At 52.3% G+C, this 19,573-nt stretch carries 19 protein-coding genes; 7 read left to right on the top strand and 12 right to left on the bottom strand.

Going from position 1 to position 19,573, the window contains the following annotated elements; genetic code table 11:
• Nucleotides 1-85: 85 nt before the first annotated feature.
• Complete coding sequence (locus KK078_RS19015; RefSeq protein ID WP_254091894.1) at nt 86-2,158, bottom strand: CehA/McbA family metallohydrolase domain-containing protein; 2,073 nt, start codon at nt 2,156-2,158, stop codon at nt 86-88.
• Between the two features lie 334 nt (nt 2,159-2,492).
• Here KK078_RS19015 and KK078_RS19010 point away from each other — a divergent pair, with 334 nt between their 5' ends.
• Nucleotides 2,493-4,919 (top strand): ABC transporter permease, encoded by a 2,427-nt coding sequence (locus tag KK078_RS19010; RefSeq protein WP_254091893.1) that lies wholly within the window; start codon nt 2,493-2,495, stop codon nt 4,917-4,919.
• Nucleotides 4,920-4,959: 40 nt separating this feature from the next.
• On the opposite strand, the gene KK078_RS19005 is transcribed toward KK078_RS19010, so the two are convergent.
• A complete protein-coding gene (locus tag KK078_RS19005) occupies nt 4,960-5,625 on the bottom strand; it encodes a hypothetical protein (RefSeq protein ID WP_254091892.1) in 666 nt (221 codons plus the stop codon).
• Nucleotides 5,626-5,654: 29 nt separating this feature from the next.
• On the bottom strand, nt 5,655-6,293 hold the full coding sequence (locus KK078_RS19000) for an LA_2272 family surface repeat-containing protein (RefSeq protein ID WP_254091891.1): 639 nt from the start codon (nt 6,291-6,293) through the stop codon (nt 5,655-5,657).
• 234 nt (nt 6,294-6,527) lie between these two features.
• Between KK078_RS19000 and KK078_RS18995 the strand changes: the two genes are divergently transcribed.
• The gene (locus tag KK078_RS18995; RefSeq protein ID WP_254091890.1) at nt 6,528-6,902 is read left to right on the top strand and encodes a hypothetical protein; all 375 of its coding nucleotides are present in this window, start codon (nt 6,528-6,530) and stop codon (nt 6,900-6,902) included.
• A 295-nt stretch (nt 6,903-7,197) separates the two neighbouring features.
• Here the strand turns inward: KK078_RS18995 and KK078_RS18990 are convergent, their stop codons facing one another.
• Together KK078_RS18990 and KK078_RS18985 are read right to left on the bottom strand one after the other, a co-directional pair.
• Nucleotides 7,198-8,397, bottom strand: coding sequence for an epoxide hydrolase family protein (locus KK078_RS18990; protein WP_254091889.1), 1,200 nt, complete (start codon nt 8,395-8,397; stop codon nt 7,198-7,200).
• A gap of 90 nt (nt 8,398-8,487) precedes the next feature.
• On the bottom strand, nt 8,488-9,363 hold the full coding sequence (locus KK078_RS18985; RefSeq protein WP_254091888.1) for a helix-turn-helix domain-containing protein: 876 nt from the start codon (nt 9,361-9,363) through the stop codon (nt 8,488-8,490).
• Between the two features lie 205 nt (nt 9,364-9,568).
• Between KK078_RS18985 and KK078_RS18980 the strand changes: the two genes are divergently transcribed.
• Nucleotides 9,569-10,522 (top strand): M20/M25/M40 family metallo-hydrolase, encoded by a 954-nt coding sequence (locus KK078_RS18980; protein ID WP_254091887.1) that lies wholly within the window; start codon nt 9,569-9,571, stop codon nt 10,520-10,522.
• A 17-nt stretch (nt 10,523-10,539) separates the two neighbouring features.
• Here the strand turns inward: KK078_RS18980 and KK078_RS18975 are convergent, their stop codons facing one another.
• A complete protein-coding gene (locus tag KK078_RS18975; protein ID WP_254091886.1) occupies nt 10,540-11,994 on the bottom strand; it encodes an amino acid permease in 1,455 nt (484 codons plus the stop codon).
• Nucleotides 11,995-12,110: 116 nt separating this feature from the next.
• The gene (locus tag KK078_RS18970) at nt 12,111-13,250 is read right to left on the bottom strand and encodes a hypothetical protein (protein ID WP_254091885.1); all 1,140 of its coding nucleotides are present in this window, start codon (nt 13,248-13,250) and stop codon (nt 12,111-12,113) included.
• 103 nt (nt 13,251-13,353) lie between these two features.
• Here KK078_RS18970 and KK078_RS18965 point away from each other — a divergent pair, with 103 nt between their 5' ends.
• Nucleotides 13,354-13,551 (top strand): hypothetical protein, encoded by a 198-nt coding sequence (locus KK078_RS18965; RefSeq protein WP_254091884.1) that lies wholly within the window; start codon nt 13,354-13,356, stop codon nt 13,549-13,551.
• Between the two features lie 37 nt (nt 13,552-13,588).
• On the opposite strand, the gene KK078_RS18960 is transcribed toward KK078_RS18965, so the two are convergent.
• Nucleotides 13,589-14,314: an SMI1/KNR4 family protein gene (locus tag KK078_RS18960; RefSeq protein ID WP_254091883.1), complete on the bottom strand. Its 726-nt coding sequence runs from the start codon at nt 14,312-14,314 to the stop codon at nt 13,589-13,591.
• A gap of 217 nt (nt 14,315-14,531) precedes the next feature.
• Here KK078_RS18960 and KK078_RS18955 point away from each other — a divergent pair, with 217 nt between their 5' ends.
• Nucleotides 14,532-15,119 (top strand): Crp/Fnr family transcriptional regulator, encoded by a 588-nt coding sequence (locus tag KK078_RS18955; RefSeq protein WP_254091882.1) that lies wholly within the window; start codon nt 14,532-14,534, stop codon nt 15,117-15,119.
• Between the two features lie 75 nt (nt 15,120-15,194).
• Here the strand turns inward: KK078_RS18955 and KK078_RS18950 are convergent, their stop codons facing one another.
• Nucleotides 15,195-15,770 (bottom strand): DUF308 domain-containing protein, encoded by a 576-nt coding sequence (locus tag KK078_RS18950; protein ID WP_254091881.1) that lies wholly within the window; start codon nt 15,768-15,770, stop codon nt 15,195-15,197.
• A gap of 151 nt (nt 15,771-15,921) precedes the next feature.
• Here KK078_RS18950 and KK078_RS18945 point away from each other — a divergent pair, with 151 nt between their 5' ends.
• Together KK078_RS18945 and KK078_RS18940 are read left to right on the top strand one after the other, a co-directional pair.
• Entirely contained in the window at nt 15,922-16,704 is a 783-nt protein-coding gene (locus tag KK078_RS18945; RefSeq protein WP_254091880.1) for a helix-turn-helix domain-containing protein, read from the top strand.
• A 72-nt stretch (nt 16,705-16,776) separates the two neighbouring features.
• Complete coding sequence (locus tag KK078_RS18940; RefSeq protein ID WP_254091879.1) at nt 16,777-17,487, top strand: VOC family protein; 711 nt, start codon at nt 16,777-16,779, stop codon at nt 17,485-17,487.
• A gap of 4 nt (nt 17,488-17,491) precedes the next feature.
• Here KK078_RS18940 and KK078_RS18935 read toward each other — a convergent pair whose 3' ends face one another.
• From KK078_RS18935 to KK078_RS18925, 3 genes are all read right to left on the bottom strand, one after another.
• Entirely contained in the window at nt 17,492-18,058 is a 567-nt protein-coding gene (locus KK078_RS18935; RefSeq protein ID WP_254091878.1) for a Crp/Fnr family transcriptional regulator, read from the bottom strand.
• A gap of 134 nt (nt 18,059-18,192) precedes the next feature.
• Nucleotides 18,193-18,960, bottom strand: a complete 768-nt coding sequence (locus tag KK078_RS18930; RefSeq protein ID WP_254091877.1) for a glucose 1-dehydrogenase — start codon at nt 18,958-18,960, stop codon at nt 18,193-18,195.
• Between the two features lie 126 nt (nt 18,961-19,086).
• Nucleotides 19,087-19,467 (bottom strand): VOC family protein, encoded by a 381-nt coding sequence (locus KK078_RS18925; protein ID WP_254091876.1) that lies wholly within the window; start codon nt 19,465-19,467, stop codon nt 19,087-19,089.
• Nucleotides 19,468-19,573: the final 106 nt, after the last annotated feature.

Here is a 19,573-nt window from a genome sequence, read left to right as displayed (position 1 = left end):
CACCTCTTCAGCTCCGGCATCGGTTGGGACGGACCCGGATCTATATAGTGCATGGTTATGAGTGGTCTATAAAATAGCTTAAAAATTACTTGATCCAAACCGTCTGCGTAAATGCACCATTAGCAGCAACATCCCACGCCTCCAGGCGTACCCATTTTCTGCCCTTGAGGTCGACAGTCTTTCGAAATGTCTGCTCTCCAAAGCTGCGCGTATCGTCTAACACCATGCGCTCGCGGTATACTTTCTGGCCGTCGCCGGAGATGATCTCGGCATAGTGCATGGGGAACGTCCAGTTTAGTTTGAATGTGATGGTTGATTTGCGCCCCGCGACAGAAATCTCTTCGCCGGTGCTCTTGCCATCGACGGTGAACTCGGGGATCAGGACTTCGCCGGTAGAGGAGAAGAACTTACCCTGATCGAGCGCGTCCACCACAGGCTGCCAGCCGTTTTTGTACTCGGGAAGCTTGTCGAGCTTGAGGTAGTTTACGTTCATGTGCGCATACATCTCGTTCTCGTGTTCTATCGTGAAGAGGTCGGCTTCTGCTAACACCTTTTTGCGATCTCCCCAATTGTTCATGTCGTCCATGAGGTCCAGTACCCGTTTGCCGAGCAGAGGAAGCGAAAGGTCCGCGGGCATGGCTTTCCAGGCGGCGCCCAGGAAGTGCTGATCTTTGAAGAAGGGTGCGGACTTATACTTGTCGGGATAGCCTGTGGAGCCTTTTGTACGGGGGTGGGCAGTCCAGGCCAGGCCGTTCTCCTTTTTCAACAACTCCAGCATTTCGCTTTCGTTCGCGATGCGGTATACTTTGCCGTAACCCGGCTCGTCGGTGACAAACGGCTTGTCGGCCTTCCGGTCCATGATCCAGTATACCGGCTTGGGGAAGAGCTGCAGCCAGTGACCGCCGAGGAATTCGTTCGGTTCTTCGCCGGGAAGCAACAAAAAGTCTTTTGTCGACAGGCGTTCGCATTGCTGGAACAGTGCGCGCAGCTCTTTCAGGCGAAGGCTGTCGGGCCCCTTGGGGTGGGCGGTATAATGAAACTCACCCAGGTGCACAATGTCGACACCCATGCGTTTGAAGACGTCTACAAAGGCAGGCTTCTCGGGAATGGGCTTGCCGGACATCACCACTTTCATGATGAACTCGTTGTGAAAATGGCTCGACAGCGTCTTGTATCCCGGCAGCGCTGCGTAGCGGTCGTTGTGCGTGAACGTCTTCACTTCCTCCAGCGCTGCCGACGCATTGCCGCCGCTGAGCAATACAAAGAAGTTCAGACGTTGTTTGGTGCCCGGCGGAGCATTGAACCAGGGCACGAACCGGCGGTCACCGAACAGGTCCTGGCGGATGCCGATGCCGTAGCCGTCAACCAGCCGGCGATAATGATTTCCCGCCCAGGCGAACTTCAGGTTAAAGGCTTCGTCCAATGGGTAGAAATATTGGTGCGGCGCGGGAAATACGGCGAGGCTGCCCTCCGGGTTTTCCCCGATAATGGTTCTGTATTTAACCTTCAGCAGCGTAGCGCTGTCGTTGGGATTAGCCTTCATGGACTTCATGTGCTCGTCCACATCGCTCCATCCGATCTTCTCCCACGCCGTTTTCGACACCAACCCTGCGTCGTACAGGATGGCCGTTGAATCAGCCTGCGTCGACATGACGGCCGCGACGTTCATCAGCGGACTGCCGTTGTACAACGTGATCTCTAGTGCACCCGTAAAGCCCGGGGCTGTCAGGGAGCCTATGCTGATCACCGTTCTTGTTCCGAGACTGCTCACCGCCGCGGAGCGCTTATCGAACGCAATGCTGTACGACTTAAAAGGTTTGTTGGGTACCTTGTCGAAGAAGATATTCCAACCGTTCTGCGATACCAGATCGCGTTTGCCTACTGTCAGCAGAAAGGCTGCATCAAGACCCGCGGCAACGGGATGGCGCTTGCCTCCCTCCTGCAACTCGATGCTTTTAAAGACGGGCTGTCCGGCCGAGAGGTCAAAAACAAGCGTGCCCGTTTTCTTTTCCCCGGCGGGCCACGACACCGTCAGGAGATTGCCTTTGGCTGTCGCCGACGTCCCGTTTTTCTTGCTGAAGCTTTTCAGGTCCACGTTTACCTGTGCCTGTAACGTCCAACCGGAGAGGATCAGGAGCAGTAGAAGTTTGTAGCGCATGTGGTTTTGTTACGTTGATATGTACCGACAAAAACAAACATAGCCAAAAACCGTGACGTTACGCAAACCGCTCATACAAGAAAAGCGGGCCACCGCCCGACTCGATACAACGGTATGATCGCGCGCAATAGTCTATAACAATCGCCATTGATGTACGTTGGTGTACGCACACACGCCGGAGGTGGATGTTGCACAATCGGCGTTTGGCGCTGAGCCGCCGCGCGGTCCGGGTTCCCCAAAAAATATCGACAAATTATTCCGGCGAGGTGCAACATCCTTTGGCAGCCTTGTGTCAAACGGACCGGAACCTCAAATCTGCGCTAACCACATCCTTATGCTTAAAAATTACATTGTAATAGCCGTACGAAACCTGATGCGGCATAAGTTCTTCTCGGCGATCAATATCTTCGGTCTGGCCGTGAGCATGACCATCGCCATGGCGGTGATCATGCTGGTAGCCGACCAGATGAGCTACGACCGGTTCAACAGCCGGCGCGACCGCATTTACCGCGTTGTCAGCGGGTATGTTCATGAGGATGGGCAGCCCGGAGAGGAGTATACAACGTCCACCTCGGCAGCCCCGCTCCGGCAGGAGCTGCTGGAGAAGTATACCGGCATTGAGGAAGTCGTGCGGTTTGTGCGTGGTTTCGGAAACGGCTGGGTGGAAGTGGTCGACCAGAATGTAAACATTCCCCTGGGCGGATATTTTACCGACCCCGAGACGCTGACGTTCTTTGAGTATGAACTGGAATATGGCAATGCGGCCACAGCGCTGAAGAAGCCTTATTCGGTGGTCCTCACCCGACAGGCGGCCGATAAGCTTTTCGAAGAAGAGAATCCCATCGGTCAGACCGTAAAGATGGGTGGCATCGGATCGTATACGGTAACGGGGGTTCTGAAGAAGACGACGCGCAAGACGCACATCGCGTTCGAGGCGCTGGCCAGTATGTCTACCGTGGAAAGCCTGCAGGCACAGGGTGTATTGGGAAAAGACCTGAGTCAATGGAGTAACTTCTGGAACACATGGACATACGTGCGCCTGGAGGAAGGCAAGACGGCTGCTGAACTACAGGGCATACTCGACCGCATCTACCGCGACCACATTCAGCACCCGGTCCATCGTGAAGACGCCCGCATGTGTTTTCACCTGCAGCCTCTTATGAGCATCACGCCCAGCGATCTGATGAACAACCCCATCGGCCCCACCCTGCCCTGGATGTTTGTCTACGTGTTTGCCGGACTGGGCGTGGTCATCCTGCTCACGTCGTGCTTTAATTTTACCAACCTGTCCATTGCGCGGTCGCTGACCCGCGCCCGCGAGATCGGCGTGCGCAAGGCTACGGGTGCAGCACGGTGGCAGATCTTTACGCAGTTTCTGACGGAGTCCATTGTTCTTACCCTGTTTGCGTTGGTGGTGGCGATACTTTTGCTGGTCGCCGCCAAGCCGCTGATGATGCAGATGAACTTCGCCAGGTTATTCCGCTGGGACCTGCAGGGCGGCGTGCTGGTGTATACGCTGTTTGTAGTATTCGCCACGACGGTGGGCATATTGGCCGGATTCTTCCCGGCGGTGGTATTGTCGGGTTTTGATCCTGTCAAGGTATTGAAGGGGCTGAACCAGGTGAAGCTTCTCTCGCGTGTGACGATGCGTAAGGTGTTGCTCGTGGCGCAGTTCACGGTATCGCTCATCTTTATTCTGAGCGTGATCGTGACGTACAATCAGCTCAGTATGTTTACCAACCGCGACCATGGCTTCAATATGCATAACAACATTGCCGTACAGCTCAACGGAAGCTCCGCGGTGGCACTGAAAGCGGAGCTGGGCAAGTATGGAAATATTACCCAGGTATCGGGAGTGTCGCATCTCCTGGCGTCGGGGCACCAGGAAGGCGATGGTTTTAAACGAAACCCCGAAGATTCCGACTGGACCGACGTCGACCGGTTTATGGTCGACGAAGACTATCTGGCCAATCTCGAGCTGAAGCTTGTGGCAGGCAAATTCTTCCCGCCCAACGGCGGAGCATCCAACAGGAACTTTATCGTGCTCAACGAAAAAGCTGCCGCCGCGCTGCAATTCGAGACACCGCTCGACGCCGTGGGCGAAATCGTGATCCATCGCGAGGACTCGACGAGCAAGACCATCATCGGTGTGGTGAAAGATTACAACCACGCCCCCATGCTGGATGAGATCGCGCCGCTTGTGCTGTTGGCCGACTCCGCGCGCTATGCCCTGCTGCAGGTACGCTACAGCGGCACGCGCGAAGCCGCTACCGCCGCGATCGAGAAAGCGTGGGCAGTGGTAAATCCCGCGTTGAAGATAGACTATAAAGATGTGGAAGGTGAAGTATTGAAGTTCTACGAGCTGATCTTCGGCGACGCCGTACACGTTCTCATGACGGTGGCCGGCCTGGCGATCATCATCTCCTGTCTCGGGCTGTTGGGTATGGCGACCTATACCACAGAGACGCGTCTCAAGGAGATCTCTATCCGGAAGATCCTCGGTAGCAGCGACGGCGCATTGATCTACTTACTGTCGAAGGGCTTTGTCGTGATCCTGCTCATCGCGATTGTCATCGCGGTGCCCGCCGCGTACTTTCTGAACTCGCTGTGGCTGGAGCTTATACCTTATCACGTGACGGTCGATGGGCCTACGATCCTGCTGGGTGTAGGACTGCTGATCTTGTTTGGCGCGGTCACTATCGGGTCGCAGACCAGCCGGGCGGCGCTGGTGAAGCCGGTGGACAATCTGAAGAGTGAATAGAAGTAAAAAGCCTGGAATCAAAAAAAGATTCCAGGCTTTCTCAAACGGCTATCCCTACTTTACCGTCTTTAAATGCCGCTCTTCGCAGATCAACTTCCTTGATCAATTTATCCATTTCTCCGGACGCCGATGTTACGAACAGTTTCGCCATTCCGTCGGATTCGATCACAATCCTATACTTCACCGCCCTGACCGGAACGTTGTACTCGACTCCCAGAACACCGTATAGTTGTCCGTTGTATTTCAGGTATTGACCGGCTAGGTCCCAGGTGCCGCTGGCCGTGAAGTCATCGTCGCCGATCGCGGCGGCAGAGACCAGGTCTCCCAGCGTGTCCAGCGTAGCCGTGATATTTCCGCTGGCGTCGTAGAAGGTTTGAATTTCAGAGGTCAGGGTTACGTCCCCGGGCTCACGCTGTGCGAGCTTGTCTACCGCTTCGTCGGTAAAGAGGAGTGAAAAGTCGCCCTGTTCATACTCGGCCACATGCATGACCATTTTCAGGTTGATCCGGGTGATCCCGCCTTTTTCGTCTGCTTCGGTCGCGGTCTGCCCTGTTTTGCGGTCATCCCATGTTTTGTCGAACGGAACCTCCTGGCCGGCCAACAGTTTAAATGCCGCGGATACGAGCATACCAAACCCCTGTCCGGGCGGGGCGGGATAGTAGCCGTAAAACTCAAAAAACAGATCGTCGATAGGTGGTCGCGTCATGGTTTCGTTTGATAAAAAAAGAGTGATTACTACCTGAAGTTCCAGTTGATCAGCGGCAACTTACGCCTGTCGTTGACATTCCAAAGTCCCAACTGAACACCCCGGAGTTTCTTTGTTGTATTAAATGCGCCTATTTGCAAACCTTTGGTCTGAAGGCTTTCGTTGGCGATAAAGGCAACCTGGATGCCGTTATGTATACGCGCGTTGTTTGCAATCAGGGCAAGCTGGACACCGTTGTGTATACGTGCAGCATTCGCGAATGCGGAAGCTGTAACGCCATTTACCTGATAGTTGATGTGCCCGATTAATCCAACATTGATGCCATTTACCGTGCACTCACAGGCCGTTCCGGAGGCTGACAGGCTCAGGCCGTTTATTCTCTCCGAAACCGGCGCAGAGTCCGCGCTATCCCGCACGATCGATGGCGCCTGAGACATCAGGGGAATGGCAACGCCCCAGCCGATTAATTCCATTCGTATGCCATTCGTCGCACTCGCTCTTTTTTCCGGATTCTCAAACCCCAGTCCCACCGATATTCCATGAACCCGGATATTCTTTTGGTTGTATGTCCACAGAGGCCAATAATCTTTCTTTCCACGTGTTTGCGCTTGTGCGCACACCGAAAGGAACAATAGTATGATCGTTATGACTGCGCCGGGGTAGTTCATCAGGGCTATTTTTCGGTATGCAAGATAATATTGGAGGCGGGCACCGACAAGTCCCTGCCTGTCGCTGTGACTACCATACGAACCTCGCATCTATAGGTGTTTTTTCAAGGCTTGTGATTGAAAAACGAGGCAAATATGGCGATTTTATAGTAAGTTGTAGCTGTACAATCGTTATTCAGAGGCGCCGGGCCTGACCGTTGCTACAATCGCCAACATTGTGTCAATACAAAACATATGACGTTTAAAGAAGAATTTGCCGACTGGATCGCCAGCATAACGGCGACTGAAAAAATCCCAAAGAACATTGTAGCGTTCAACTTTGGGCTGTTTCAAACAGACAAAGGATATGGCGTGTACCTTGTCGGCGCAAAGGTATATGATCCCGATGACGACGACCGGGCTACTGCGGACGACTATGGCCCCTCTGAAAAGTACCTGGTCATTCCCCCTGCCGAAGTAAAGAAGATCAAATGGGACAAAGTGCTTGAAAAAGCAGTAGCGATGCTGGAAGCGTACGTGGCGTCCAGCGATTTCAAAAAGTCATTTTTGAAGAATGCAAAGGCTATCACAACGGGCTTTGACGACGGGGAGCTTGTGAGGATTAAATAACGGTCGAACGCTCGACTGAATATCACTGATCCTACGGATGGATGCGGCCCTGCTTGCAGAATTATATCTAAATTAACAAGGGGATTATGAACCATATAAAACTTTTGTAGAGACCCGGTCTGCTAACCTCTGGTGCGGCATCTATGGATTCTGCGACAAGACCGGATGGGAATATCTATTAGTATTTGATGACAAGCGTAATAAGCTCGGAGAATTCTGTCTTTGCACCAAACGCTATTTACGCCATGGGATCGAAGGATTGAAAGGGTGCCGACGCATCGGCACCCCGTTGATTTTATTGAATGCTATAGAAGAACGTCCGGAGCTCGCCGGCAAAGGCATCGGGTACTTCCAGGGCGGCAAAGTGTCCGCCTTCTTTCATTTTGCGGAAGCTGGTCACGTTTACAAACCGCTCAGCCCATTCTTTGGGGAACTGCGCTTCGCGCGGGAACACGGAGACGCCGGCCGGCACCGTGCTTTTCTGCAGGGGTTGCCCGCCACTCCATTGGGCAATCGCTTCGGCCTTATACATCCGCACCGACGTCGCCACCGTTTGTGTCACCCAATAGATCATGATATTGGTGAGCAGCGCATCGCGTCCGCCGAATGCCGGTTCGATCAGCTCGGGCGTAGCCCCGGCGTTGGCAAAGCTCAGCACCCAGGCGGCCAGGCCCGCAGGGGAATCGTTCAGACCATAGGCGATCGACTGCGGCTTGGTGGCGTGTACCATGGCGTAGGCGCCTTCGGAATACCACCATTGCTGTACGAACTGGGCGAATTGCTTTTCGGCTTCGGTCATGGTCGCAGGATCTTCCTGCCCCATGGGGTAGCCCACGTCGGTAAAATGAACACCGGCTACCACGCCGGCATATTTCGACGCCAGTGCCTTGGTCACGCCCATACCGATATCACCGCCGGCGGCGTAGAATTTGTCATAGCCCAGGTTCTCGGTCATCAATGCTTTCCACAGGTCGGCCACGGCCTCGCTGGTCATCGGAGTCTTGTCGGAGAATCCGAAACCGGGAATGGACGGTATGACGAGATCGAAGCTTTGCTCGCCCTGGGTCAGCAGCGGGATGATCTTATGAAAGCGGTGGTAGCTGTCGGGCCAGCCATGGGTGAGAATGAGCGGTTTGGCATTTTTGCCCGTTCCTTTTATGTATTGAAAATGAACCTTCACACCGTGCACGTCGGCAATGTATTGTGGATATTTATTGAGCTGGGCTTCTTGCTCACGCCAGTCGTATTGCGTGAGCCAATAGTTGACCAGCCCGCGCAGGTAGCTTTCGCTGGTGCCGAAATTCCAGCCAGAGCCCTCGGCTTCGCCGGGCCAACGGGTGTTCTTCAAACGGCTCTTCAAATCGTCTACTACGGGTTGCGGGATCGCTACTTTAAACTCGGTTACATGTTTCATGACAGGTGTTTTTTTAGATTGTGAATAACACGCGCTGCCCGACGTGAGCAGCACAAACATAACGACATACCATTTGTTCATAGGTTGGGGGTTACTATAGAACAAAGCTACCGGTCGGCGCCAGCATGCTGTTAGGCCACATGCCGGGATAAATGGTACAAATTTCGGTATCTACCCTTTGCGGTAGTCCGAGGGTGTGATTTTTGCCATTTTCTTAAAGGACTTGGTGAAATGCGATGCATCGTCAAAACCCAGCCAGTGGCAGATTTCCTGTATGGACATGGTGGTTTGCCTGAGTAAACTTTTCGCCTCCATCATCACAAACTCGTCGATGAACGTCTTGGCAGACTTGCCCAGCTCTATTTGCAGCACTTCGCTCAGGTATTTGGGGGTAATGTTCAGGCTTTTGGCATAGTAAGCTACTTCCTTATGCTTGCTGAAGTCCTGCGCCACCAGCTTTCTGAACTTCTGAGCGATCTCTTCCCGCCGGGACCCCCCGGCGCTTTTGAGCTTGTCGTTCTGAATGGAGTGATAGGTATTGGCCAGCATCAGAATGGTATGCACGACGCCGGGAATAGCCTCTTTCTCGTCCTTTACCGCTTTGAGCAGCGCGAACGCCGACTTCATTTTCCTGACCTGCTCGGCGGTCAGCTGGATGACATGGTTCCCGCCGTGAAAAAAGAACGACAACGCCTGCAAAAACGATTTGCCCTGCATGCTGGCAAACAGTTCCTCGGTAAAGTATACCGTGTCGTGTTCTGCGTTGTAGTTGCCAGTCCACTGGCAAACCAACCCGGGGCCTACTGTCGTTAGGCTGCCGGCTTTCAGATTATAGTCTGTGCTGCCGATCCGAAAGACGTCGTCTTTGCTGACGCCGTTATAGGTCACGCCGAGCCCGTAGGAAAATGTTCTGAACGGAAAATTGACGTGGGCACTCCGGTAGGTATGACTGTCGGCCAGGAAGAACGGCAGGCTGGGGCTGTGCGCATTCTGGTGCTTCAGGAACTCGTATAGATTGAACGATTTCAGGTTATACTTTTTCTGCATGGGTGTGTTATTTTACAACAGGGTGACGGTGCCATCCTCGGGCAGGTGCCGGGTGGCAGGGTAAAGTAGTAAAATTTAAACTTTTAACCTTCGTTTGTTCCGATACCACCGCAAGTCTTATCTTTGGCCCGGATTATCACCATCAAGACGCGGCCTGCTAATCCGGTCCGTACAACGCTTGCCATATTTATTATTCCACTTTCCCATGAGAAGAGTCCTGGCTTACCATAAAGCAGCTTTCCTGTTGTCGTCGTTTATCTTCCTGAGCTATTTTTCCTTCGCGCAGATCAACCGGGATCAGCTCAGGAGGCATATTTATTACCTGGCGGACGACAAGATGAAAGGCCGGGGCACGGGCTCCAAACAGGTGAAAAAGGCGGCCGATTATATCGAAAAGGAGTTCAAAAAATATGGCCTGGCGCCCAAGGGCGAAAAAGGCTACCGCCAGACGTTTGAAGCGAAGGTAAAGCGGGTGGTCGTAAAAGACAGCATCCGTCAGGCAGACAATATCATTGGTTTCCTGGACAACGGTGGGACCTATACGGTTGTTGTCGGCGCACATTACGATCACCTGGGCGAAGGACGCCAGGGCAGCTCGAAGGACTCGCTGGGGGTCGGTAAGATCCACAACGGCGCGGATGACAATGCGTCGGGTGTTGCCGGACTGCTGGAGCTTGCCCGGCATTATGCGACCAACAACGTGCGGGAGAAATACAACCTGCTCTTCATTGCGTTTGGCGCCGAGGAGCTGGGGCTCGTTGGGTCGAAGTATTTTACCAACCACCCTACCCTGCCGTTGGAGAACATCCAGTGGATGCTGAACATGGATATGATCGGTCGCTACAATCCTGAAAACGGCGTTGCCGTGATCGGCTATGGTACAAGCTCGCTGTTTCCCGCAATCTTTGAAGGCGTTAAAAGCGACATCAAGTTTTATACGGGCAAAGACGGGAACGGCGGCTCCGACCAGACATCCTTTTACAAAAAGAACATCCCTGTCCTTTTCTTTCATACCGGCGGCCACCCCGACTATCACATGCCGGGCGACGACGCTGACAAGGTTGATTATGCCGCACTGCAGTCTATCCTGGAGATCGAGCGCCAGGTGATCGACAACTCCATGGACCAGCCCAAGATGGATTTTGTCTGGACGAATTAACCACCCGCGCCGGATACTCAGGATTCCTTTTGCAGCTTGCTGTTTTTCATTCCGTAGCCGAGGTAGATAAAGACGCCGATGATCAGCCAGAGGATCAACCGCAGCCAGTTGGCAGGGCCCAGGGTATAGATCAATCCACTGCAAATAACGATCCCCAGGATGGGGATCACAGGAACCCAGGGTGTGCGGAACGGTCTGGGAATGGCCGGGTTTGTTTTACGCAAAACGATAATGCCCAGGCAGACCAATACAAACGCAAAAAGTGTCCCGATCACGGTCATGTCGGAGATCACGGAAGCGGGAACGAAGGCTGCGATGAGCCCTACGAAAACAAAAAATAACTGGTTCGATTTCCAGGGTGTCTTAAACTCGGGATGCAGCTGCGAAAATACGTTCGGCACCAGCCCATCTTTTGACATGGAAAAGAAAACGCGTGATTGCCCCATGAGCATGACGAGGATCACGGACGAGAATCCGGCGAGTATGGCGACCGTTACCAATGTGGAGAGCCATCCATATCCTTTCATGTAGGTATCGATGACATACGTAACGGAGGCTTCCTGTCCCACGGTCCTGAACTCGGTGTAGTTGGCGACGCCAGCGAGTACGTGAGCAAACAGGATGTACAGCACCACGCAGATCAGCAGCGACAACAGGATGCCCTTGGGCATATCGCGCTGCGGATCCTTCGATTCCTGGGCGGCGGTAGACACCGCATCAAACCCGATAAAAGCAAAGAACACGACGCCAGCCCCGGCAAAGATACCGGTCCAGCCAAATTCGCCCGACGCCCCGGTTGTATTGTCCGGCAGGTAGGGTGTATAATTCGCAGGATTTATATACGTCCAGCCGAAGCCGATGAACAACAGCACGATCCCTACTTTAATGATGACGATGATGGTGTTGACCAGCGACGAGCCTTTGACACCCCGTATCAACACCAGGGACAATACCAGGATGATGAAGAGCGCCGGCAAATTTGCGATGCCCTGGATCCCTTCCGCCGAGGATTGAAACGGTGAATGCGAAAACTGGTATGGGATCTGAACATGAAAGACGTTGCCCAGGAGCTTATTGAGATATTCCGACCACGATGTGGCGACTTTGGCCGACGCCACGCCATATTCCAGGACCAGGTCCCAGCCGATGATCCAGGCGATGAATTCGCCCATCGTGGCATACGAGTAGGTGTATGCACTGCCGGCAATGGGGATCATGGAAGCAAACTCCGCATAGCATAACCCCGCCAGGGCGCAGCCTATGCCCGCGATGAGAAAACTGAGGGATACGGCCGGGCCGGTATGGAACGCTATGGCCTCGGCCGTACTGGTGAACAACCCGGCGCCGATGATGGCCCCGATGCCGAGGGCTATCAGGCCCATGGCACCGATACTTCGCTTCAGGCTCTTTTCGCCGGAGGAAGCTTCTTTTACAAGTTGGTCAATGTTCTTTTTCAGCCAGATGTTTGCCATGTGTCGCGGGGTTTAGGGTGATGCCAAAAGTATGCGGCAAGCCCCGCGGCGCCCCAGCGCTGTTGCAAAGAATAGCAAAAAGTAATCTCCGGAAAGGATCTGTAACTGCAGTTACATTATGTTACAATGGACTTATACTCTTGATTTACAGGCGAATTGACAAATTCCCGTAACAGAGCCTCATCGATCCTGATGTTCTCGGGAACGATCCGCAGCCGATACCTGCCCTGACCGATAAATGTAAAAAGATCCTTACGGTCCAGTTTCTGGCCCTCTTCCAATTGCAAGATTTCATTCATGTTGTCGATGATCCGGCTGAGGTAGGTTTGATTGTTGATCTCTCCGCCCAACCCGATCAGTATGCTCTGCGCCGCCTCGTTCCCATACTTCCTTCTCACCGCAAACTTGAACAGGTTGACATACTGCGTGGTCTTGGAGCCGAACTCAATGGTGGCACCGAAAACCTTCTTGGAGGGGATTGTGATCTTGATCAACGACCAGTCCATAAAGCTGATCATCATCTCGTTGGGCTTGGGAGTGGTTGCGAGCTGAATGACCCAGCTGGTAGCCAGTACCAGGGTGACGGCGATGAACGACGTCCTGGCCGAGATCTTGATCAGGTTCTTGGTAAAATCATCGTACAGATCGGGAAAGGCATCGGGCAGAATGGATACGAAAATAAAGACAATCGCGATGACCGAAATAATGGCGACGATCTTCAGCCCCCGGTTCGCAAACGTCCTGTAGAAAGTGACGATCAGCAGATAGGTCAGAAAGCCGGACAACAGCAGGTCTGGAAGCGCACTGAGTATTACCCCATGCCAGGCGTTGTTTCCTGCCAACACGGGGGGTACCAGACCGGTAAGCAGCGCCGTGACGAATATAAGTGTAATGATCCGGTTTCTATTTCTCTTATGTTTACGAATAAACTCGGGTGCATAATCTGCGTAACACAGGGCCAGGAATAGAAAGAGGTCATTTGTAATGGAGAACAAATTGTTACCTGTCTGGAAGTATGATGTGTGCGCGAATTGAAGTCCATTTCCTGCGTAGGCCCAGCACCCGGCGGCCACCCACACAAAGATGGCAAGGCTTAAATACAGCAATCCACGGTCGGACGGTTTGGGCGAATTGTCCTCCTGCAGGATCTGCCTGAACCGATCGCTGATGTTATACCAGATGGCCAGCAGCAGTATCGCACCCGTGAACGAGATCAGGATATGGGCCAGTATATAAAACCGTACGACGTCTGTCATGGCATGTATGAATAATACCTAAATAAACAGATTTTGAGAGTTTTATTCAACAGCCGTTTTATTACCTTGGTCGCCGTATTGTAAATAACAACTGACCTGTAAGATGAATTTTCTCAAGATCATGGGTATCGTGATTATCGTTGCCACAGGCCTTGAGCTGCTCCGTATTGTGACCCACTATTCATCGGGCAACTTAGAGTCCTGGCCTTTTGGCGTAGAGATCGGAGCTGCCTTTGCGATCTGGCTGGGTATCTTCTTGATCAGGCGTGGGAATAAACAAAAGAAGAGCGGCCTGCAATGAAGCGATGATCACAAGATGCTACAGGCTATTCCCGCTCCTATTTTCCAAACAACTTCGAAAGAAATCCCTTCTTCTTTTTTTGAATCACCCAAACTAACGCTCTGGGGTGTCGCCTGGTGAATTGATTGGGACCGAACTTGCCCCAAGCAAAACCGCTCTTCCTGGTTCCTCGCCTCAAATCGGCGACTATCCACTCATCATCGGTAAATTCACGTAAGAATGGAGCGAGCTCTTCATTGCCTTTTCTAAAATCTGCTATCTCAACAGTATTGGGATGGGTCGACCAGATGTCCCATACAACGTTCTCGTGAATGTTAATAAAATAGCTATCGCCCGGATTATTATAATGCTCTTCCAGGGTCTCAAAGAATTCCTGTAATGTATCGCAATAAATAACAAGAACCGCCGGGTCGTGACAAGCAAAGTATATCTTTCCTAAATCTCCGTTCTCTTTTATATCAAGTACCCAAAGATCTCCTAATCCGTTACCGGCCAATGTAATGGACTGTGGAATAAGTTCCGTGAAGCCAAATTCACCTATTGAATCAAAATAGATTTCGCTTCCATATGGTCCCTCCCATCCTCTTGTCTCTCGGAGGATCTCCTGTAATTCGTCTGCAATGATGTTTGACGGAAACCGCTCCCTGAGTGTATCCAGTTCAGCCTCGGTAAGTCCAGGTTTAAAATCGACCGTATAGGGTTCGCCATCTTCATCTTTGAAGGTCGATGCCTTCAGTTTTCTTATTATCTCAACTGATTTCATATCTGTGAGTGTCCGTACCGGGCATCAAAATAGCCTGCAAGGGCAAAAAAGCAGGAACAATATAACGCAAAAAGTAAATTCCGGAAAACTTGCCATCGAAGCCAAGGGCCGATATTAACTTAAGTTAAAATGGAATCCGTTTGGGTCGCTATTTTTGCGCTGACAAGCCAACCCGACGGGGTGTCTGCCTTCCGTCCGGGCAAAAAAAATGACTGCTATGAGTGAAAATCAAGCCGTATTACACACACATCTGACAAACTTTGCCGGGCTGACAGAAAAAGACCTCGCCGACAGCAAGACCTATTGGAAGTCGCGAACAATTAAAAAAGGCGACTTTTTCAATATGCAGTCCGTTGTTTGCAATGACCTGGGGCTGGTGGTAAAGGGCATCTTCCGCATTTATTACAGCGACCCCGAGACAAGCCAGGAAAAGAACATCTTCTTTTTTTCGGAGAATCAATTCGTCGTGTCATTCCGCAGCTTTATCACGCGTAAGGCCTGCCATTACTTTATCCAGGCGATGGAAGACTCCGAGATTTTTTATATCTCCTACCGCGATCTCTCCGGTTTATATCAAACCCATCCCAGCTGGGCCAACTTCGGCCGGCTCCTGGCAGAACTGTTCTTTACGTATTCCCAGACCCGTGCCGAGGAGCTTTTGTTCTTTACGCACGAAGAACGTTATACCCGGCTGTTGAATGAGCATCCCAACATCATCAACCGGATCCCGGCCTATCATATTTCCTCGTACCTCGGCATCACCAATCCGTCGTTAAGCCGGATCCGCAAGCGGATCCAGCGGTGATGGTCGAACGTACGGCAAGCCGGTCAGGAGACCGGGCGCCAGCCACCGTGGGCTCGCCTGCCGATAGGCAGGCCATCAGGCCTTGATCGTCTTCGACAAACTGATGGCCGTCAGGATGAAGTAGAAGGCGCCAAAGGCGGCATAGCCGGCCAGGGTGTTGATCCCTGCATTCGGCGCATGCGCTGTGGCAATAAAGCTGCCTCCCGCCAGCATGGACTGTCCGCCGCTGATGACCATCGGCCACTGCCCGCCCATTTTTTTCCGGCGGCGCAGACCCAGGATCAGCTGGATCAGACCGGTAAGAATGGCCCATGCGCCAAATACGATCAACGCCTGGGGCACACCTTGTTGCAGGGCCAATGCCACTGCCACCGTGGTCATGATACTGATGGCGGCGTTCACAAGCTGCGGCGTTTTGGGAGCCGTCTGTGGATTAGCCTTCATGTCCAGGTAGATCGCCAGCGCATCCCAGGCCGGGTAAATAATGAAAAGGATACTGGCGATGCCGGCATTGGTTTTTGCGAGCACCAATACCAGGATCACCCACGTGATCGAGAACGCAGCCCGTAAAAAGTATAGTTTGCGTAACGATCTTGCCGTTTCAACGATGTCGTGCGAAACGCCGGTCTGGGACTCCTGTGGTGAATTCATGGTGTACTGTTTTTTTATTATTTCGTATGTCAAAAGTCCGGGTTATTCCGCTGACGGTTTTTCACTTAAGTTAAAATCAGCAGGACTTTGATTGGATAGACGATGGAATGCCCGATAACCGGATGTTTTTTTACTGTAGATTTGTGGGATCATGGTTCTTTGGGATGCCATTACATACGAAGTAGCGATGCCCTGCATAGAATTGCAGGACCTGGTCAGTCACTTCTGGTGCAGCCGCTGGCATGCGGGCGTGCAACGCTATTTTACATACCATGCTACGGCCAACACCCGTACAGAGATCGCTTTTGCGTTTGCCCCCGGGAGCAAGCAAAAACGGAACACCGTATTTTCATCGATACAAGGCCACTCCAATACCCCTCGCAGCCTGGAGACCGGTGATCTCTCGGAAATATTCGGTGTATCGTTGTACTCGCATGCGATACCTTTCTTCTTTGATCTTTCCGCATCCGCGCTCGCGCACCAGTTGCTCGACCTCCGTGAAGTCATGTATACCGATGCTGGCACGATCACCGATCGACTCGCACGTTGTTTTGATTTTCGCGAACGCGTCGGGATCATGACCCACTATCTAAAGACGCGGTATAACAGCACCCGGAACACCGACCTCCCCGTTGTACACGCTATCCGGCAAATGAGAAAAATGCATGGACACGTTACCATCGCGGGCCTGGCCCGGGAATCTTCATTATCTGAGAAACAGTTCGAAAGGCGATTCAAAGAATTCTCCGGGTTCAATCCGAAACTGTATTCCAGCATCGTTCGCTTCGAAGCGGCGTTGCCGCCCCACCGTGAGCGTACCCGTTTTACCGACAAGGCCCTCGAGCTTGGGTATTACGATCAGGCCCATTTCATCAACGACTTCAAACGGTACTCGGGGTTCACGCCCCGCACATTTGCGCCGGTGACGTGGTAGACCGGATGTCCATTTTTTCCAATTTTGATTTTGAAGGGGACTTTACCTTTGCGGTATATCAACTATCCAGCCGTGAAAAACAACACCGGTCTTATTGAAAAAGTCACCCCGATCATGCCCTGTCAGGACGTACGCTTGCAGGCGTCTTTTTACCAGGCCCTGGGCTTCACCGTGTCGGGGATATATACTTCGCCGAATCCATACCTGGCGCTGCACTGGGGAAATGTCGCGTTGCATTTCTATGGCAATCGCAGGTTCGAGGCCTCCCAGAACTCAACCATGTGTTTCCTGATGGTGCGGGACGTCGACGAAGTGAATCATTCTTTTACCACAGCGTTAAAACAACACTACGGCAAGATCCCGCGCACCGGATTTCCCAAGATCACCAAGGTGCGCAGCCTGGTGGATGACCGGCGATTTACATTGACCGACCCGGCGGGGAACACGTTCTATATCGGATCATCCGTGGCAGATCGATTCTTCCGGACGCTGGAGGCGGAAGACGTTGCTAAAACGTTCACGGTTCTTTACGACGTGCTATACTCCAAGGAAGACTATACCCTCGCCGCAAGCATGCTCCCGAAATACGCCCACCTGGTGGAAGAACTCCGGGGCCTCGACAAGGCGAAGTATCTGCTCGTGGTGATGGAGACCCAAAAGTACTCCGGACAGACGATGGAAGACGGCGCCCTTCGTCGTTTGTTCGAAGAACAGGGAGAAGACACGGCCGACTGGAAAAAGATCCGAAAGAAGTACCAGGAACTGCTCGCGCAGGAAGAATAGGACACTATCGCTGCCGCAGCCGACTCAGCGTTTCGCGCGTCACGCCCAGGAAGGAAGCGATCATATGCAGGGGGACGCGGTTGTATATTTGCGGATACGACCGCATGAAGTTTTCATATCGCTCTTCCGCGGTCTCACTGATGTTGCTCAGGATCCGGCTCTGATGCGCCGCGAAATTTTTAGCCGTTAATTTCTCCACCAACTTACCAAAGCTCGGAACTGTCTTACACAAGGCGTCGAAGTTGCCTTTTTCGATCATTAACAATTCACTATCCTCGAGGGCATCCACATTGTTCTTAGCGGGCTGCCCCGAATGATAACTTTCATAGTCGCTGATCCACCAATTTTCGATGACGAATCGCAGGATGTGCTCGGTGCCGTCATCACTGACGCGATACAGCCGCAGACATCCCTTGACTACAAAGCTCATATACGGGCTGACGTCACCTTCCTGCACCAGGTATTGGCGCTTACGGATTTTCTTCGGTACTGTTACTGCCTCGACCTGTTTCAGTTCGTCCGGCGTCAGTCCACCCTTCTCGATCAGGTACGCGGCTAAAGATTCGAACATTTTTAAATAGCTTCCGCAAAGCTATCTAAATCGCCTTATAAAAATTACCATACCATCGGACAATTTCATGTAACGGAGGTCCCAGAACGGTATCGTGCCACCGGTCGGTCGGTACGATACCGTTTGCAGCAAGCTTATTTCATTAGGTTAATGTGTGTCAGCCCGCCGTCGACGAGGATCTCACTGCCTAAAATGAACGACGATTCGTCCGCCGCCAGGAACACGGCGGCTCGTCCAACATCCGACGGCCGACCGATCCTGCCCGCGGGTACCTGGTTCACCCACAGTTGTTTCACACCATCCACCTGCTCTTCGGGCACGAATTTGTCGAATACCGGTGTATCGATGGGGCCCGGTGACACTACATTCACGCGGATCTTTCGCGCCAGCAAGTCCAGCGAAAAGCCTTTTGCAAAGGATATTACGGCCGCTTTTGCCGCGCTGTAAACAGACATTCCCGGCGCAGCACGATGGCCGGCCGATGAACCGATCAGGACGATGGAAGCACCGTCGTTTAAATAGGGCAATGCTTTCTGCACCGTGAAGTAGACGCTTTTTAAATTCAGGTCCATGTATTTATCATACCCTTCTTCTCCCACATCCGTGACGGGTCCCATTGGGCTATTGTCGACTATCCCGCCGGCATTGACGACCAGCACGTCGATCTTTCCAAACGTACTGAACGTCTCTGTAAAGATTCGTTCGAGATCCTGCAGGTCGGTCACATCACCTTTGAGGCCGATGAAATCCTTTCCCAGTGCTGCCACAGATCTGTCGAGCGTCGTTTGATTCCTACCCGTGATCGCTCCCTTTGCTCCTTCTGTTCTGAATGCCTCGGCTATTCCGAAACCTATACCGCTGTTACCTCCCGTAACGACGGCTACTTTGTCTTTCAATTTCAAGATCGTAAGATTTTGTTTCGGACAAAATTGAGATCTCCGGGCCGGGCCGGGCGAGGACATTTGATACAAAATACATGTGACAAATGTCACGCTTACGCAACGGAATAATCTATAGCAACTGGCCCGCTATTCCGCGGGTTCAAATAATTCAAGTTTGTTGCCTTCTATGTCGAGAATGTGAACAAACTTTCCGTATTCGTACGTCTCGATGCTGTCAACGAACGTCACTCCCTCCTTTTTCAACTCTTCCGCCAGCGCTTCGAGGTTTTCGACCCGGAAGTTGATCATAAAGTCCTTTGCCGAAGGTGCGAAATAATTGGTCTGATCGGAAAAAGGGCTCCAGAGCGTATAGCCTTTGTTTGTTGCACCGGTTCCTTCCTGCTGCCAATCGAACTTTGTACCGTATTGCTCTGCGCCAAAGCCGAGATGTTTCTGATACCACTCTCCCATCTTTTTGGGGTCCTTGCATTTAAAGAATATGCCACCGATGCCTGTTACTCGTTTCATGTTTTATTTGTTCTGATGTTGTGTTATCCATGAGGATCTCTGGAATGTCTTTATCATTCCCTATATTCGACTACGAAGTCCGAATACGCCGCCATCGCCATCACAG

The organism is Dawidia soli (assembly GCF_018598185.1).
In the GTDB taxonomy this organism is placed as follows: domain Bacteria; phylum Bacteroidota; class Bacteroidia; order Cytophagales; family Cyclobacteriaceae; genus Ohtaekwangia; species Ohtaekwangia soli.
The sequence above is the reverse complement of the archived record's forward strand: the minus strand, read 5'-3'. Positions and strand labels throughout refer to the sequence as shown.